Source organism: Thermoanaerobacterium xylanolyticum LX-11 (assembly GCF_000189775.2).
Classification (GTDB): Bacteria; Bacillota; Thermoanaerobacteria; order Thermoanaerobacterales; family Thermoanaerobacteraceae; genus Thermoanaerobacterium; species Thermoanaerobacterium thermosulfurigenes.
In genome coordinates this window covers 1,545,064-1,562,334 of record NC_015555.1, presented here as the reverse complement: position 1 = coordinate 1,562,334, position 17,271 = coordinate 1,545,064, and the positions used below count along the sequence as shown (strand labels likewise).

Annotated in this window: 18 protein-coding genes; 17 read left to right on the top strand and 1 reads right to left on the bottom strand. The window is 34.3% G+C overall.

Translation table 11 applies throughout. From position 1 onward, the window contains the following. The first annotated feature begins 102 nt into the window (after positions 1-102). From mtaB to ppdK, 17 genes are all read left to right on the top strand, one after another. Complete coding sequence (gene mtaB / locus THEXY_RS07705) at positions 103-1,506, top strand: tRNA (N(6)-L-threonylcarbamoyladenosine(37)-C(2))-methylthiotransferase MtaB (protein WP_013788276.1); 1,404 nt, start codon at positions 103-105, stop codon at positions 1,504-1,506. Next, positions 1,472-1,816, top strand: coding sequence for a histidine triad nucleotide-binding protein (locus THEXY_RS07700; RefSeq protein ID WP_013788275.1), 345 nt, complete (start codon positions 1,472-1,474; stop codon positions 1,814-1,816). The genes mtaB and THEXY_RS07700 overlap by 35 nt, the downstream gene beginning before the upstream one ends. Before the next feature lie 112 nt (positions 1,817-1,928). Further along, a complete protein-coding gene (rpsU, locus tag THEXY_RS07695; RefSeq protein WP_013297679.1) occupies positions 1,929-2,114 on the top strand; it encodes a 30S ribosomal protein S21 in 186 nt (61 codons plus the stop codon). A gap of 12 nt (positions 2,115-2,126) precedes the next feature. Next, positions 2,127-2,570 (top strand): GatB/YqeY domain-containing protein, encoded by a 444-nt coding sequence (locus tag THEXY_RS07690; RefSeq protein WP_013788274.1) that lies wholly within the window; start codon positions 2,127-2,129, stop codon positions 2,568-2,570. 147 nt (positions 2,571-2,717) lie between these two features. Beyond that, positions 2,718-2,990, top strand: a complete 273-nt coding sequence (gene yqfC, locus THEXY_RS07685; protein ID WP_013788273.1) for a sporulation protein YqfC — start codon at positions 2,718-2,720, stop codon at positions 2,988-2,990. Between the two features lie 51 nt (positions 2,991-3,041). After that, on the top strand, positions 3,042-4,247 hold the full coding sequence (gene yqfD, locus THEXY_RS07680; RefSeq protein WP_013788272.1) for a sporulation protein YqfD: 1,206 nt from the start codon (positions 3,042-3,044) through the stop codon (positions 4,245-4,247). Continuing rightward, on the top strand, positions 4,228-5,226 hold the full coding sequence (locus tag THEXY_RS07675; RefSeq protein WP_013788271.1) for a PhoH family protein: 999 nt from the start codon (positions 4,228-4,230) through the stop codon (positions 5,224-5,226). The genes yqfD and THEXY_RS07675 overlap by 20 nt, the downstream gene beginning before the upstream one ends. A gap of 5 nt (positions 5,227-5,231) precedes the next feature. After that, a complete protein-coding gene (locus THEXY_RS07670) occupies positions 5,232-7,292 on the top strand; it encodes an HD family phosphohydrolase (RefSeq protein WP_013788270.1) in 2,061 nt (686 codons plus the stop codon). Beyond that, positions 7,289-7,768, top strand: coding sequence for an rRNA maturation RNase YbeY (gene ybeY / locus THEXY_RS07665; RefSeq protein ID WP_013788269.1), 480 nt, complete (start codon positions 7,289-7,291; stop codon positions 7,766-7,768). The genes THEXY_RS07670 and ybeY overlap by 4 nt, the downstream gene beginning before the upstream one ends. Positions 7,769-7,775: 7 nt before the next feature. Continuing rightward, positions 7,776-8,474 (top strand): diacylglycerol kinase, encoded by a 699-nt coding sequence (locus THEXY_RS07660; protein ID WP_013788268.1) that lies wholly within the window; start codon positions 7,776-7,778, stop codon positions 8,472-8,474. Positions 8,475-8,491: 17 nt separating this feature from the next. Beyond that, on the top strand, positions 8,492-9,391 hold the full coding sequence (gene era / locus THEXY_RS07655; RefSeq protein WP_013788267.1) for a GTPase Era: 900 nt from the start codon (positions 8,492-8,494) through the stop codon (positions 9,389-9,391). A 40-nt stretch (positions 9,392-9,431) separates the two neighbouring features. After that, a complete protein-coding gene (deoC, locus tag THEXY_RS07650; RefSeq protein WP_013788266.1) occupies positions 9,432-10,085 on the top strand; it encodes a deoxyribose-phosphate aldolase in 654 nt (217 codons plus the stop codon). Between the two features lie 22 nt (positions 10,086-10,107). Beyond that, positions 10,108-10,854, top strand: coding sequence for a DNA repair protein RecO (gene recO, locus THEXY_RS07645; RefSeq protein ID WP_013788265.1), 747 nt, complete (start codon positions 10,108-10,110; stop codon positions 10,852-10,854). A 12-nt stretch (positions 10,855-10,866) separates the two neighbouring features. Further along, positions 10,867-11,268 (top strand): DUF4342 domain-containing protein, encoded by a 402-nt coding sequence (locus THEXY_RS07640; RefSeq protein WP_013788264.1) that lies wholly within the window; start codon positions 10,867-10,869, stop codon positions 11,266-11,268. A 130-nt stretch (positions 11,269-11,398) separates the two neighbouring features. Continuing rightward, on the top strand, positions 11,399-12,787 hold the full coding sequence (locus THEXY_RS07635; RefSeq protein ID WP_013788263.1) for a glycine--tRNA ligase: 1,389 nt from the start codon (positions 11,399-11,401) through the stop codon (positions 12,785-12,787). A 200-nt stretch (positions 12,788-12,987) separates the two neighbouring features. Further along, positions 12,988-13,803, top strand: a complete 816-nt coding sequence (locus THEXY_RS07630) for a pyruvate, water dikinase regulatory protein (RefSeq protein WP_013788262.1) — start codon at positions 12,988-12,990, stop codon at positions 13,801-13,803. Beyond that, positions 13,804-16,434: a pyruvate, phosphate dikinase gene (gene ppdK, locus THEXY_RS07625; RefSeq protein ID WP_013788261.1), complete on the top strand. Its 2,631-nt coding sequence runs from the start codon at positions 13,804-13,806 to the stop codon at positions 16,432-16,434. It begins immediately after the preceding gene. A gap of 51 nt (positions 16,435-16,485) precedes the next feature. Here ppdK and THEXY_RS07620 read toward each other — a convergent pair whose 3' ends face one another. Continuing rightward, positions 16,486-16,959, bottom strand: a complete 474-nt coding sequence (locus tag THEXY_RS07620; RefSeq protein WP_230197565.1) for a hypothetical protein — start codon at positions 16,957-16,959, stop codon at positions 16,486-16,488. Positions 16,960-17,271: the final 312 nt, after the last annotated feature.

The following is a 17,271-nucleotide window of genomic DNA, read 5'->3' as shown; positions in this document are numbered from 1 at the left end:
TTGCCTCTTAAATAATTTTCGAGGCTTATTTTTTTATATTTAGTTAAATGTTATAATAAATCTTGAGCTTTATAACAAACAATATGGGAGGAATATTACGAAGTGGCAAAGGCAAACATAGCTTTAGACGCTGACGAATTTTATGATATATATGGCCGCAAAAAAACCGTGTCATTTTTCTCATTAGGTTGTAAAGTAAATCAATATGAAACGGAAGCTATGGCTGAGATTTTCAAGAGTTTAGGATATGATGTTGTAGGGTTTGATGAATATGCTGATGTATATGTCATAAATACATGCACTGTGACTGGTCGAGGTGATATGAAATCAAGACAGGAAATAAGAAAGGCTAAAAAAATAAATCCAGATTCTGTAGTAGCTGTGGTTGGCTGTTATTCGCAAGTGGCTTCAAATGAAGTCTTAAATATACCTGAAGTCAATGTTGTTTTAGGAACTAAAAACAAAGGAGAAATAGTTAAATTAGTAGAGAAAGCAGCAAATGCTAATAAGGTGAATGCTGTTGAAGATATATTTAAAGATAGAAAATTCGAAGAACTTAAAATATCGGCTCAAGAAGGTCATACGCGGGCGTATTTAAAGATACAGGATGGATGTAATCAATACTGCACTTATTGTATTATACCGTATGCCAGAGGGCCTATAAGAAGCAGAAAGCCCAATGACATATTTGATGAAGTTAAAAGGCTGAGGGATAATGGCTATAAAGAAGTGGTGTTGACAGGCATACACGTTGCATCATATGGCAAAGACTTGGAAAATGTGGATTTGCTTGATATAATAAAGATGATACACGAAATCGAAGGCATCGAAAGAATACGCTTAAGTTCAATTGAGCCTACATTTTTAACCGAAGATTTTGTAAGAGAAGTTTCTCTTTTGCCGAAATTTTGCAGACACTACCATATATCATTGCAAAGCGGTTCGGACAGTGTCCTTAAAAGAATGGGCAGAAAGTACACAACAAGCGAATACAAAAGAATTGTTGAGAGAGTTAGAAAGTACATCGAAGATGTGGCAATAACCACTGATGTAATGGTAGGGTTTCCAGGAGAAACGGAGAGAGAGTTTAATGAAACCTATGAATTTGCTAAGGATATAGAATTCAGCAAGATGCATGTATTTAAGTATTCAAGGCGAGCCGGTACAAAAGCGGCAGACTACCCTGATCAAATTAAAAACTCTGTCAAAGAAGAAAGAAGTAAAATATTAATTAAGCTTTCAGAAGAATGCGAATTGAAATTTTACAGAAAGTTTTTAGGTAGCACTTTAAATGTGCTATTTGAACAGAGGACTAAAGAGTTAAATGATTATGTGGAAGGACTTACTGACAATTATATAAGAGTAGCAGTAAAGTCAGATTTAAACATTAAGAATAAAATACTACCTGTAAAATTGATAGACTTAAAAAAAGATTTTGCCATAGGAAATATAGTTGAAGGAGGTGAGATGGTTGAGCGATTGCATTTTTTGCAAGATCATAAATAGGGAGATTGAATCAAAAATAATTTATGAAGATGATTATGTGGTTGCCTTTCCCGATATTAATCCACAAGCGCCAGTTCACTTGCTTATAGTCCCAAAAGCTCATATTGATTCTCCATTGGACATTGATGAAAGGAATAAAGAGCTTGTAGGCCATGTCTATGTAATTGCAAAAAAGCTGGCTAAGCAGTATGAGATTGATAGCAAAGGATACAGGATAGTGTCTAATTGTGGTGACGACGGCGGACAAACTGTTCACCATATACATTTTCATCTTTTAGGCGGAAGATTTATGACATGGCCTCCAGGGTAAACATTGACACAAATTGGTTTTTAGATTATAATATATTAAGATATCCCAATAATATTTGCAGCAATAAATGCAGCTTACATTTGGCAGTTTATCCGGAGGGAGGGAGATTACAGTGTCAGAAGTTCGAGTTGGAGAAAATGAGTCCCTTGATAATGCATTGAGAAGATTTAAGCGCCAATGCTCAAGAAGTGGCGTTCTTTCTGAATTAAGAAAAAGGGAACATTATGAAAGCCCAAGCGTAAAACGCAAAAAGAAATCAGAAGCAGCAAGAAAAAGAAAGTACAAATTTGGGAAATAAGGAAGTGTGATTATGGCCCTTAAGGATCGATTGTACAAAGATATGGTTGATGCTATGAAATCAAAAGATGTATTCAGAAAAAATATTCTAAGTATGGTTAGATCTTCGATATTGCAAGTAGAAAAGGATACAGGAAAAGTCCTTGATGATGAAGGGGTCATTAATGTAATTTCAAGAGAAATAAAACAAAGAAAAGAGGTTTTGCCTGAATACGAAAAAGGTGGCAGGCAAGATTTGGTAGATAAAGCGAATCGTGAAATAGAAATTATGCTGGAATATATGCCACAGCAGTTGACTGATGATGAAATAGATGAAATCGTAAGAGGCGTTATTGATGAGACTGGTGCTACAAACAAAAATGATATAGGAATGGTTATGAGTAAAGTGATGCCTCTTGTAAAAGGTAAAGCTGATGGCAATAAAGTTAAAATGATAGTTTCGCAGCACTTACAATGATAAAAAAACTTGGTACTTAGATGTATCAAGTTTTTTACTTTTATTGCATGGAAAGTAGATCCATGCTTTTTTTATTTTATTTTAAAATTCCTTAAAAGAATGTTTTTACTTGAAGATTCATAAGATTTAACGGGAGGAGGCTTTATCATGAAGTCAAATACCATAAAAGAAGGAATTCTAAATTTAGTGGATTTCCCTAAAGATGTTTTATTAAACCTTCCTAAGATAACAGTAATAGGCAACACGCAAATTACTGTAGAAAATCATAGAGGCATAATAGAATATATTCCTGAAAGGATAAGAATCAATTCTACGATAGGCATGATTAGAATAACAGGTAAAAATATGATTATAAATTCAGTTATGACAGAGATACTGGTTATTACTGGTAAAATATTAAACATAGAGATAATTGTATAAGGTAATTTATTTGCTTTGTTCACAATCTAAAAGGCAAAAGGAGGTATTTGCTTGCTGGCCATAAAATTGTGGAATTTTTTATACGGGTATGCTATTATAAAAATAGAAGGCTTGTCGATAGAGAGATTTTTAAATATTGTTATATCTAAAAATATATATGTATGGGATGTAGAAAGGATGAACCATACCACAATAGTAGCAAAGATCAGTTTAAAAGGGTTCAAGCTTCTACTGCCGTATACGAAAATGACAAATTGCAGAGTTTACATCGTCGAAAAAAGAGGGTTGCCATTTATTGTCTTTTATCTAAAGAGAAGAAGAATGTTGGTTTTAGGTGCAATAGCGTGTGTGATACTAGCATATATTTTTTCGATGTTTATATGGTCTATTGAGATAGATGGTGGACAAAATATAAGTGAAGCTTCTATAATTTCAGAACTTGATAAATTGGGGCTTAAGGCTGGTGTTTTAAAGTCGTCAGTAAATATTCATAAGATTCAACAAGAATTTTTGGTGGATGAAAAAGATGTGGCATGGATTGGTATTGACATAAAAGGTACAAAAGCAATAGTTAAGGTTGTAAAGAAAACTGCACCACCTGCTGTATTAGATGAAAATGTGCCATGTAATATAATAGCTAAAAAAGATGGTATAATATATAAAATGACAGTATTAGAAGGTGATGCTTTAAAAAAAGTTGGAGATACAGTAAAGATGGGAGACGTCTTAGTATCTGGGATAATAGAAAGACCCAATACAAACACGCGATTTGTACATTCAATGGGTACAATATTGGCAAGAGTCTGGTATGAAGGCTACGCAGATGTTAATTTAGTGCAGCAAAAGTACAAGAGGACTGGTAGAAAAGTCACTATGACAAAAATTTCAATGGGAAGCAGCACATTGACTCTTTTGTCGCGAAAAATCGATTTTAAAAATTATGATAGAGAAGTGAGAAATTTGACTTCATCCGCTTCTCCAATAAAAATCATAAATGAGACATATTACGAGACGGTGCCGATTGAAGTAAAGTTGACAAAAGATGAAGCAGAAAAATTAGCTGTGGAAAGTGCTCTTAAAAACATTTCATCTGCTTTTGGAAAAGATGCTAAAATAGTCAATAGACAAGAAAAGATGACAATGATAAATGCAAACGTCCTACGGGCTGATGTTATAGTGGAAGTGATAGAGGATATTGGAACGCAAGAAAACATCAATTATAATGCGGAGGTAAAAATTGAAAGAAGTAACAATTGATATCAATAATATTGAACAAGCTGCAAATTTATTTGGCAAGTTTGATGAAAATATAAAATTGATTGAAGAAGGAATGGATGTAAAAATTGTCGTCAGAGATGATATGATTAAAATCAGCGGTGAAGAAGCCAATGTGGATGGTGCAGAAAAGGTGTTTAGTGAGCTTATAGATATAATCAATAGTGGTGAGATTATAACAGCTCAAAACGTTTTATACGCCATGAGATTAGTCAATATGGGAGAGGAAGAGAAGCTAAAATCTATCTTATCTGACATTGTATGCATTACATCAAGAGGAAAGCAGATAAGATGTAAAACTTATGGTCAGAAACGCTACGTAAACGCCATAAGAAGTAATGAGATTGTCTTTGGAATTGGACCTGCAGGAACAGGAAAAACGTATCTTGCTATGGCAATGGCTGTAACATCTTTGAAAAATAAAGAAGTCGGGCGAATTATTTTGACAAGGCCGGCAGTTGAAGCAGGAGAGCGACTGGGCTTTTTGCCAGGCGATTTGCAAGAGAAGGTTGATCCATATTTAAGACCGTTGTATGATGCATTATATGATATTCTTGGAGCTGAAACATTTCAAAAATACATGGAAAAGGGGCTTATTGAAGTTGCCCCATTAGCGTATATGAGAGGCAGAACTTTGGACGATTCATTTATAATACTTGATGAAGCTCAAAATACTACTCCAGAGCAAATGAAGATGTTTTTAACAAGGATTGGATTTGGTTCTAAAGCGGTTATAACAGGCGACGTTACACAGGTGGATTTGCCTAAAGGAAAAAGATCTGGACTTAAAGATGTCATTGAGATTTTAAACGGTATTGAGGGTATAGAATTTGTTTTACTAAAAGAGCAGGATGTTATAAGACATCCCCTTGTTGCTAAGATAGTAAAAGCTTATGAAGTATTTGAAAAGTCTAAAAAAACTGATGATGCGGAAGAAGAAAATTCTTCTTGGGAGGATTAATTTAGATGCATATAAAGGACATGCCGATTAGAAAAATATTTTTAAGTCAAAAGGCATATTTGATATATATTACAATTATATACATCATTGTATCGATATTTCTGTTTTACACAGCAATAACGCCGCCTAAAATCGATATAAAAGCTGGAGATGTTGCTCAGATAGATATTAAAGCACCTAAGGACATTGTTGACAATTTAGCAACACAAAAAAAGATTCAAGAAGCCATGAACAGTGTAAATCCTAAATACGATTACGATGAAAATGTTGCACAAGAATCTTACATTAAGCTTACTGATTTTTTTAATAAACTTAGGAGTGTTAGAAAGTCAAGTGGACAGATTGACGAAAAGCTCAATACACTAAAAGAAACACTACCAATTAAACTTGATGACCAATCTCTTAAAGTTTTGCTTTCTGCTGAAGACAATACAATAATTGCGGTGGAATCTTTGGCTATTTCAACTGAAAAAGCCACGATGTCACGTCAGATTACAGATGATGCTTTATCTGGCGCGTTAAGCAGTGTAAAAAGTATTGTAGATAGCTCAGATCTAAATCAAGATCTAAAGCCGATAGTGTATAAAATACTATCTTCTGTCATATCTCCTAATATGATATACAATGCAACTGAGACTGAGATGGCAAGAAAAGAAGCTGCCTCAAAGGTAGAGCCTGTCGTCTATAAGAAGGGGCAAAATATCATTGTAAGCGGTGAAGTAGTTACAGACGATCAAATCCAGGTATTACAAGCATTGGGACTTCTTAAAAATAATAGCAGAGTAGATTTTGCGATGCTATCTGGCATCATCGTCTTATTGGGCGTGTCTTTATTTATTGCTGGCTATTATATAATTAAGCTTAATAAAAAAGTGAGGGAGAAGTATGCGTATATCCAAATACTTTATCTTTTGGGGGTAATATATTATTTCATAGTTATAGCATTAAAAAACATAAATCCGTTGCTTATTCCATCAGAGCTTATTGCCTTATCTGTTTCGGTCATATTAGATCCTTTTATTGCCATAACGCTTAATACATTCTTTTCTATTATAAGTGGCATGATGCTAAATTTTAATCAGGCTTTCTTTGTAATGTCCATATTTGGAGGGACAATTGGAGCCATAAAGATGGCTAATTCAAAGCAGAGAATCGATTTTGTCAAAGCTGGCATATATGTAAGTGCTGCTAATACATTGTCTATATTAGGAGTAGGGCTTATTAATAGTAATAATATTTTATCTGTTTTAGAAAACAGCCTTTGGGGAATAATTAGCGGTGCTTTTAGTGTCATATTAGCCATAGGGTTACTTCCATTTTGGGAATCTGGTTTTGACATTATAACACCTTTGAAATTGCTGGAGCTTTCAAACCCAAATAATCCTTTGTTGAAGAAGCTGATGATGGATGCTCCTGGTACATATCATCATAGCATAATAGTCGCTAATTTGGCTGAAGCAGGATCTGATGCAATTGGTGCAAACAGCCTATTGACACGAGTTGGGGCATATTACCATGATATAGGTAAAGTAAAAAGACCGTATTTTTTCAAAGAAAATCAATTTACGGATGAAAATTTGCATGACAAAATATCGCCGGATCTAAGCTCACTGGTGATTACATCTCACGTTAAAGACGGTGTTGAGCTTGCTAAAAAGTATAAGTTACCTGAAGATATAATAAATTTAATACGAGAACACCATGGTACATCTCTCGTAAAATATTTTTACAGTAAAGCGTTAAAGACAGATGATTTATGTGAGGAAGACTCGTTTAGGTATCCGGGTCCAAAACCTCAGACTAAAGAATCTGCAATTTTAATGTTGGCAGATTCTATTGAAGCTGCTGTAAGGTCCCTTCGCGATCCTACAGATGATGAAATTGAAGCTATGGTCAACAAAATAATTGATGACAGATTAAAAGATGGTCAGCTTAATGAAAGCAATTTAACTTTAAAGGACATAAAGGATTTGTCAAAGTCATTTTTGACATCTTTAAACGGAATATTTCATCGCAGGATAGAGTATCCTGAAATAGAAAATAATAAGGCAGAGGTGTTACAATGAATATTTTAATTGATAATAGACAGGATAAAGTTGATGCACAGGGATTGGATAGGATAGTAGAAGATGTGGTGCGAACAGCGTTGGAAGTGGAAGGCGTTGTCGATGATGTGGAGGTAAGTGTATCTTTTGTCGACAATGAGGAAATTCATAAGTTAAATAAGTATTACAGAAATGTCGATAAAGAAACTGATGTATTATCTTTTCCACTGGTGGAGTTTGAAGAAATATATACAGATATAGACGAAGAAGATGATGATTTAGATGAAGTACAACCTATAGGTGATATAGTAATTTCTTTGGAGAAGGCAAAGCAACAAGCTGAAGAATATGGTCATTCCTTTATAAGGGAAGTTGCGTATCTTACAGCACACAGCATGTTTCATTTGATGGGATACGATCATGAGACAGAAGACGAAAAAAAGGTAATGAGGGCAAAAGAAGAAGAAGTTATGCGACGTCTAAAAATAGAAAGGTGATACATTTTTGAAGATAAAAAAATTGATAGATAGTTTTAACTATGCTATAGAAGGAATCATATATGCATTTAAAACAGAAAAAAACATGAAAATACACTTTGTGGCGGCCCTTTTTGTGTTAGTCTTAAGTTTGTTTTACAATTTTAGCAAACTTGAGATGATAGCCATAATAGTTACAATATCTCTTGTCTTAATTGCTGAAATGATAAACACAGCTATAGAGACTATAGTCGATTTAATAACTGATGAATATCATGCTTTAGCTAAAATAGCCAAAGATGTGGCTGCTGGTGCTGTGTTGATATCTGCTTTAAACGCTGTATTTGTCGCATACTTGCTATTTTTCCATAGGCTTAATCCGTGGGTTAATATTTTGCTTACAAGGATAAGAAACTCTCCTACCCATATTACATTCATTACACTTATAGTTGTGATGATATTGACCATAATTTTAAAAGCCTATTTCGGAAAAGGGACGCCACTGAGAGGTGGTTTGCCAAGCGGGCACAGTGCAATAGCATTTTGCCTTGCAACAGCATCAACTTTTATATCTAAAAACATGCTGATATCAACCATAAGCTTTATTATGGCTTTTTTAGTGGCACAAAGCAGAGTTGAAGGTAAAATACATTCTGCTTTTCAGGTAATAGTAGGTGCTATTATTGGGATACTTATAACGATATTGTTTTTTCAGATTTTTAAATAAAATTTTGAGGTGATGATATGGCATTTAAGTCAGGATTTGCTGCATTGATTGGAAGAACTAATGTTGGTAAATCTACTCTTTTAAACGCATTGTTAAATGAAAAGGTGGCTATAACTTCAGACAAGCCGCAAACCACCAGAAACACCATCCAAGGTATTTTGACAGGTGAGGACTATCAAGTGATTTTTATTGACACACCTGGTATACATAAACCAAAACACAAATTAAGCGAATTCATGATTGAATCCGTAAAAAAAACTTTGGCAGAAGTAGATTTAATAATCTACATGGTAGAACCAGATGTTGAAGTAGGACCAGGTGATAAATATATCATCGATCACCTTATAAACATTGAAACACCAGTAATTTTGGTCATAAATAAAATAGACACTGTTTCCCATGAAACTGTAGATATGTCAATACAGATATTTAAGCAACTTTATAATTTTAAAGATATACTGCCAATATCTGCTTTAAAAAATATGAATATAGATCTTTTAAAACACACAATAGTATCGTATATACCAGAAGGGCCGCAATACTTTCCAAGCGATTATATAACAGATAGGCCTGAGAAGTTTCTCGTATCAGAAATAATAAGAGAAAAAATATTAAATTACCTTGAAGATGAGGTACCACACGGTGTATACGTAGAAGTTGACTCGATGAAAGCAAGAGAAGATAAAGACATATTGGACATAGAAGCGTTTATATACTGTGAAAAAGAGTCTCACAAGGCTATTATCATAGGGAAAAACGGACAGATGTTAAGAAGGATAGGAAGTAGTGCCAGAATAGAGTTGGAAAGTTTATTTGGCCAAAAGATATATTTGGATCTGTGGGTAAAGGTGAGAAAAGGTTGGAGAGATAATGTCAGCATTTTAAGGAATTTTGGCTATGTAATTGACAAAAATTAATTGGTAGTGTTAAAGTATACTTAAGAAAGGTGGAGATATTGTGGAAATTGCAAAGATGATAGATCATACTTTATTAAAACCGGATGCAACTGATTCTGATATTAAAAAATTGGCTGATGAAGCTAAGGAATACGGTTTTGCGTCTGTGTGCGTAAATCCATGCCATGTAAAACTTGTAGCTGATGTTTTAAAAGACAGTGATGTAAAGGTATGTACAGTTATCGGTTTTCCTCTTGGCGCTAATACGACTGAAACCAAGGTGTTTGAAGCAAAAGAAGCCATATCAAATGGGGCAAATGAAATAGACATGGTTTTAAACATAGGCAAACTGAAATCTGGCGACTACAATTATGTGAAAAAGGACATAGAAGCTGTGACAAAGGCAGCTAAATCTTTTGGAGAAATCATAGTTAAAGTTATCTTAGAGACATGTTATCTTACTGATGAAGAAAAAGTAAAAGCCTGTGAAATTACAGTTGATGCAGGGGCAGATTTTGTTAAAACATCAACTGGATTTGGCAGTGGTGGCGCAACTGTACACGATGTTGAATTGATGAGAAAAACTGTTGGCGAAAATTTTGGTGTTAAAGCATCAGGTGGCATAAGAACTGCAGATTTTGCTAAAGAAATTGTAAAAGCAGGTGCTAACAGGATTGGTACAAGCTCTGGAATTCAAATCGTAAAAGGATGGTAAAATCAACAAAGGTCAAATTATCATGAAATTTATAAAAACAGAGTCCATTGTCTTAAAAAGCAGGTTAATAGGTGAATCAGACAAAGTCGTTACACTTTTTACGAAATCAAATGGTAAGATAGATGCAATAGCAAAAGGTGCAAGGAACTCGAAAAGTAGATATTTGGGTTCATCCCATCCTTTTTCAATAGGATATTATGTTTTGTTTGAAGGGCAAAATTACTATTATATTGACCAATGGGAGTTGATCCATTCATTTTTAAAGATAGACGATGATATTTTGAAGCTTTCTTATGCATCGTATTTTGCAGATATTGTTTATAAGCTGCTTGAAGAAAACGAAAAAAACACAAATATATATAATCTATTAAAGTATTCTATGTTTCTTTTGGAAAAAGATCTTTTCGATTGCGATTTGCTTTCAATCACTTTTTGTCTGAAGTTTGTCACATTTATGGGATATATGCCTGAAGTGCACCACTGTTTATCCTGTGGCAGAGATGATAACATTATGTATTTTTCGCCATTGAAAGGTGGTGTATTGTGCAGAGATTGTAAAAGCAGTGCTGATGACATATTCTACATAAAAAGAGAAACACTAAATATGTTAAGGTATTTGCTTAGCAATGGTTTTGGCAATATTGCAAAACTTAGAATACAAAAAGATATATTAGTAGAACTAGATAAAATAGTTACTGATTATATGAGTGTTCATTTTGACAAAAATTTTGAGTCAAAATATTTTTTAGACAAGTTAAAAAATATGTAGGAGGTGATTTAAATGGATAATGAGCTTGAAAAGATCGATCAGATTGTGGCTAGAACAGGTGTAAGCTACAAGGAAGCGAAGGAAGCCTTAGAAAAGTGCAATGGTGATGTGGTAGATGCCCTTATATACATTGAAGAAAATAAAAAGAATTGGACAGAGAGCATATCGGTTGCAGGTTCTGAAGTAATCGACAAGATAAAAGAAATTGTCAAAAAAGGCAATGTCACAAAAATAAGAATAAAAAAAGACGACAATGTGATACTTGAGGTTCCTGTCACCGCTGGAGCCATATCAGCCATCATAGTTCCTCAGCTTACTGTCATAGGTGCTGCATTGGCTTTTTTCACAAACTGTACTGTTGAAATAGAAAGACCAAATAAAGAAATAACTGTATTAAAAGAAGAAAAACAATAAAATCCAATGCTTTCATTAAGCGATATTGACATATTTAAAACTATTTGATATTCTAAAATAAATTGAGTTTAGCCCTTTTTGCCGAGGAGGAAAAAGGGTTTTGTTTATACATAAAAAGGAGTGTTTGTTGATGGCTTTTGATGTAACCATGGATAAAATAGTGTCTCTTGCAAAAAATCGTGGCTTTATATTTCCTGGGTCTGAGATCTATGGAGGTTTGGCAAACACATGGGACTACGGTCCGCTTGGTGTTGAATTTAAAAACAATGTAAAAAGAGCTTGGTGGAGGAAATTTATACAGGAAAGTCAGTACAATGTGGGTATAGACTCTGCAATTCTGATGAATCCTGAAACATGGGTGGCATCTGGACATGTTGGCGGATTTAGCGATCCATTGATGGACTGTAAAGAGTGCAAATCTAGATTTCGTGCTGATAAGCTTGTAGAAGATTATTTAAAAGAACATGGAGAAGAAACAAATGTAGATGGTTGGACAAATGAAAGATTAAAGCAGTTTATAGATGACAACAACGTGCCGTGTCCAGTTTGTGGTGCTCATAATTTTACAGATATTAGAAAATTTAATTTGATGTTTAAGACGTTTCAAGGCGTTACTGAAGATTCGAAGTCAGAAATATACTTAAGACCTGAAACTGCACAGGGCATATTTGTCAACTTTAAAAATGTGCTAAGAACATCAAGGAAGAAGATACCATTTGGGATAGGGCAAATTGGCAAATCATTTAGAAATGAGATTACACCTGGAAATTTTACTTTTAGGACGAGAGAATTTGAACAGATGGAATTAGAATTTTTCTGTAAACCTGGTGAAGATTTAGAATGGTTTAATTACTGGAAAGAATTCTGTATGAATTGGCTTTTAAATTTAGGCTTGAGAAAAGAAAACCTGAGATTTAGGGATCACAGTAAGGAAGAGCTTTCGCATTACAGCAATGCTACTACAGATATAGAATACAGATTTCCATTTGGATGGGGAGAGTTATGGGGAATAGCTGACAGGACTGATTTCGATCTTAGACGTCATATGGAACATTCAGGAGCAGATTTAACATATTTTGACCCTGTTACAAATGAAAAGTACACACCATACTGCATTGAACCATCTGTAGGGGCTGATAGAGTAGCTTTGGCTTTTTTGATAGATGCTTACAATGAAGAAGTGGTAGAAGAAAATGACACAAGAGTCGTTTTAAAATTGCATCCTGCATTGTCACCGATAAAGGCAGCAGTTCTTCCTTTGTCTAAAAAGCTGGGTGAAAATGCTTATAAATTGTACGATGAACTAAGAAAAGATTTTGTGGTTGATTACGATGAGACAGGAAGCATTGGAAAAAGGTACAGAAGACAGGATGAAATAGGGACACCATACTGCATAACGTACGACTTTGATTCATTGAATGATGAATCGGTGACAATAAGGGATAGAGATACGATGCAGCAAATAAGGATTAAGATAAACGAAGTAAAGTCGTATTTGGAAGCTAAATTAAAAATATAAAAAAAATCAGGCGAGTGCCTGGTTTTTTTTATATTTTATGCTATAATATTAATTGGACATTATTGTAATTGACTTAAATGATAGAATGTTGTTGTATATAGTTAGAAAACGTTAATCTAAAAGGTATTGTCATAACGGGAGTAAAACTGTCCCACATGACTGTTTTAGTATCAGCTATTATTTAGGAGGCTAAAATTATTGTGGATGAGAATGTAGCCATTTACCTTGTGTCTGATTCAAGCATTGATACGGCGGAGCATGTAGCAGCCATAGCCGCATCCAGATTTGGCACCAATATAAGTCAAATCAAAAAGTTTCCTTATGTTGGTGATAAAAATCAGATAGATGAAATAATAATAGATGCTTCTAATAATAAGAACAGCCTTATAATACATACGATGGTAGTCGATGAATTAAAACGATACCTTCTAAATAAGGCGAGACAGTATGATTTGCGCATCGTTGATGTGATGGGGCCTATTATGGATGCTATAGAAGGTACTACTGGCATTGCACCTACAGAATTATTTTTTCATAAGCGTAAGCTTGATGAAGACTACTTCAGAAAGATGGATGCAATTGAGTTTGCAGTAAAACATGATGATGGAAAAGATGTGAATGGTCTTTTGTTGGCTGATGTTGTAATACTTGGTGTTTCAAGGACATCAAAGACACCACTATGTATGTATCTTGCACATAAGTATATTAAAGCTGCAAATTTTCCACTGGTGCCTGAGGTGGATCCGCCAAAAGAATTGTTTGAAATAGATCACAACAAAATATTTGGTCTTATGATAAATATTGATAACTTGGTAGAAATACGAAAAGAAAGGCTTAAGTCATTGGGTTTGGATTCTAAGGCAGTTTATGCTGCTAAAGATAGAATCATAAAAGAGCTTAACTACGCTAAGGAGGTGATGGAGCGGTTAGATTGTACAGTGATTGATGTAACGAATAAAGCTGTCGAGGAAACAGCAAGCATAATATTAAATAAAATCAATAAAGGAGGACTATAAATGGCTAAGAAATATGTATATTTGTTTAGCGAAGGAAATGCGTCCATGAGAAATTTACTGGGCGGAAAAGGGGCAAACCTTGCTGAAATGACAAATCTGGGCTTACCTGTTCCGCAAGGCTTCACTGTTACAACAGAAGCTTGCACAAAATATTATGAAGATGGTAAAAAAATATCTGATGAAATAGTAGAAGAAATCTACAAGAATATGGCTATTTTAGAGGAAATAAATAACAAAAAGTTTGGAGATAAGAAAAATCCGTTATTGGTTTCAGTGCGTTCAGGTGCAAGAGTTTCTATGCCTGGAATGATGGATACAATTTTAAATCTTGGGTTAAACGATGATACTGTTGTAGGACTTGCTGAAGCTACTAACAACGAGAGATTTGCATACGACAGCTACAGAAGATTCATTCAGATGTTTTCAGATGTCGTTATGGGAATTGAAAAGAATAAATTCGAAGCAATATTGGACGCTGTCAAAGAAGAAAACGGTGCAAAATACGATACAGATTTGACTGCAGAAAACTTAAAAGAAGTTGTAAAGAGATACAAAGAACTGTACAAGAAAGAGATGGGCGTTGATTTCCCACAAGATCCAAAGATTCAGCTCTTAGAAGCTGTCAAAGCCGTATTTAGATCATGGGATAATCCGAGAGCTATTGTTTACAGAAGGTTAAATGATATACCAAGTGATTGGGGTACTGCTGTAAATGTTCAGACAATGGTATTTGGCAATATGGGTAATGATTCTGGTACAGGTGTGGCATTTACGAGAAATCCTGCAACAGGTGAAAAAGCATTGTTTGGCGAATTCTTGATGAATGCTCAGGGTGAAGATGTCGTTGCAGGTATAAGAACGCCACAGCCAATATCAACATTAAAAGACATAATGCCTGAAGTGTACAATCAATTTACAGAAATTGCAAATAAATTGGAAAATCACTACAGGGATATGCAAGATATCGAGTTTACTATAGAAAGATCAAAGCTTTACATGCTTCAGACGAGAAATGGTAAGAGAACTGCTCAAGCAGCATTAAAAGTTGCAATAGACTTAGTAAATGAAGGCTTAATAGATGAAAAAGAGGCAGTGCTAAGGGTTGATCCAAAACAGCTTGACCAATTATTGCACCCAATGTTTGATGCAGATGCATTAAAAGCAGCAAAGCCTATTGCAAAAGGTTTACCGGCATCACCAGGTGCAGCAGCAGGAAAAGTGTATTTTACAGCAGATGATGCTGTTGAAGCTGTAAAAGGTAGAGGCGAAAAAGTGGTACTTGTAAGGATGGAAACATCTCCTGAAGACATAGAGGGTATGGTTGTTGCACAAGGTATTTTAACAGGCCGTGGTGGTATGACATCACATGCTGCTGTTGTTGCCAGAGGAATGGGTACATGTTGTGTTGCTGGATGCAGTGCTGCATTGATTGATGAGAATCAAAAGATAATGAAGATCGGTGACATTGTAGTTAAAGAGGGGGATTACATATCAATTGATGGAAGCACTGGCAATGTATATTTGGGAGAAATAAAGACTGTTCCACCTTCTCTTACAGGTAATTTTGCTACATTGATGAGCTGGGCAGACAAATACAGGAAGTTAAAAGTAAAAGCAAATGCTGATATACCGAGGGATGCTAAAGTTGCTGTAGAGTTTGGTGCTGAAGGAATAGGTCTTTGCAGAACAGAGCATATGTTCTTTGCTGAAGATAGAATACCTGCCATGAGAGAAATGATAGTATCAAAGACAGAAGAACAAAGAAGGAATGCACTAAATAAACTTCTGCCTATGCAAAGGTCAGACTTTGAAGGATTGTTTGAGACAATGGGCGAACATCCTGTTACAATACGTCTTCTCGATCCACCATTGCATGAATTCTTACCACATGAAGATGATGATATAAAAGCATTGGCTGATGAAATGGGAATGACATTTGAGGATCTTAAAGCAACTGTAGAAAGCCTCAAAGAGTTTAACCCAATGCTTGGTTTTAGAGGTTGTAGACTTGCTGTCAAGTATCCTGAAATAGCTGAAATGCAGACAAGAGCTATAATTGAAGCAGCTATAAATGTATCAAATAAACTTGGCATTAGTATTGAACCACAGATAATGATACCTCTTATTGGCGATGTAAAAGAAATGAAGTATGTAAAAGACATAATCGTAAAAACAGCTGAAGAGGTATTAAAAGAAAAGAATTCCAACATTAAGTATTTAGTTGGAACAATGATTGAAGTTCCAAGGGCTGCTCTTACAGCAGATGAGATTGCGAAAGAAGCAGAATTCTTCTCGTTTGGTACAAATGACTTGACACAGCTTACATTTGCATTCTCAAGAGATGATGCTGGTAAGTTCTTAGAATCATACTATGATAAGAAGATTTACGACTTTGACCCATTTGCAAAACTCGATCAGACTGGCGTAGGCAAACTTGTTGAAATGGGTACAAAACTTGGCAGACAGACAAGACCTGAATTAAATGTAGGAATCTGTGGCGAGCATGGTGGAGATCCGTCATCAATTGAGTTCTGCCATAAAGTAGGACTTGATTATGTATCATGTTCACCATTCAGGGTTCCAATCGCAAGACTTGCTGCTGCACAAGCCGCAATAAAGGATGAAAAATAAAGAATAATATATAATATTTTAGGCTGCTGGCATATTTTGTCCAGCAGCCTTTTACATATTGCTTTTAATTACCTTACCATTTTTATCTATAACTTTATACTTCCCTGTATAAAAATCAATAAAAATCATTGGATATGAGCTGTATTTATTTGTTAATATCTCCCAATAAACTAATTCTTTTCTGGGATTTTCTGTTGTCTCGTGTTTCAACTCTATTTTCCAAATCTCATCGCATAACTTATTATTATTTACAATTGATATTGCATCTTCGCTTGAAATACCATCTTTTGAGTTAACAACATATTCCAAATGTGGATTAAAAAAATGAATTTGATTTATAAAATAAATATTTTTATTGCCTTTACTGTCAATAGCATTTACTACAGTTAATGGTCTACCAATATTATTAAAATGTAAAGAAGTAATTTTAACCGTATGTCCTTCATAAATAACTATAGAAATTGCTTGTATTTGCCTTAAAAAAAGCAATATAAAAAAACAGATTATTAGAATAAATAATAACAATATTTTGTATTTCTTTTTTATAATAATACCATCCTTAGAATTTTAATAGGCTTGATAATAATTTTACTGTAAAAAGTCATTTTCCGGAACATATTTTTAATCGGTAATGCTTTGACTTGCAATTTATTACACGGTGCCTTAGCTCTAATGCCTCAAACAACATATTAGGCTTTAAAATTGATTCATATTCAGTTATTATTTTGCAGCTTGAATTTGCTATAAAAAATTACTTTTTGCAGTAATATATAAACAATAATCTTTACTTAGATTCAGCAAGTAAAAAATCTAAATCAAATATTATTTTATAAATTA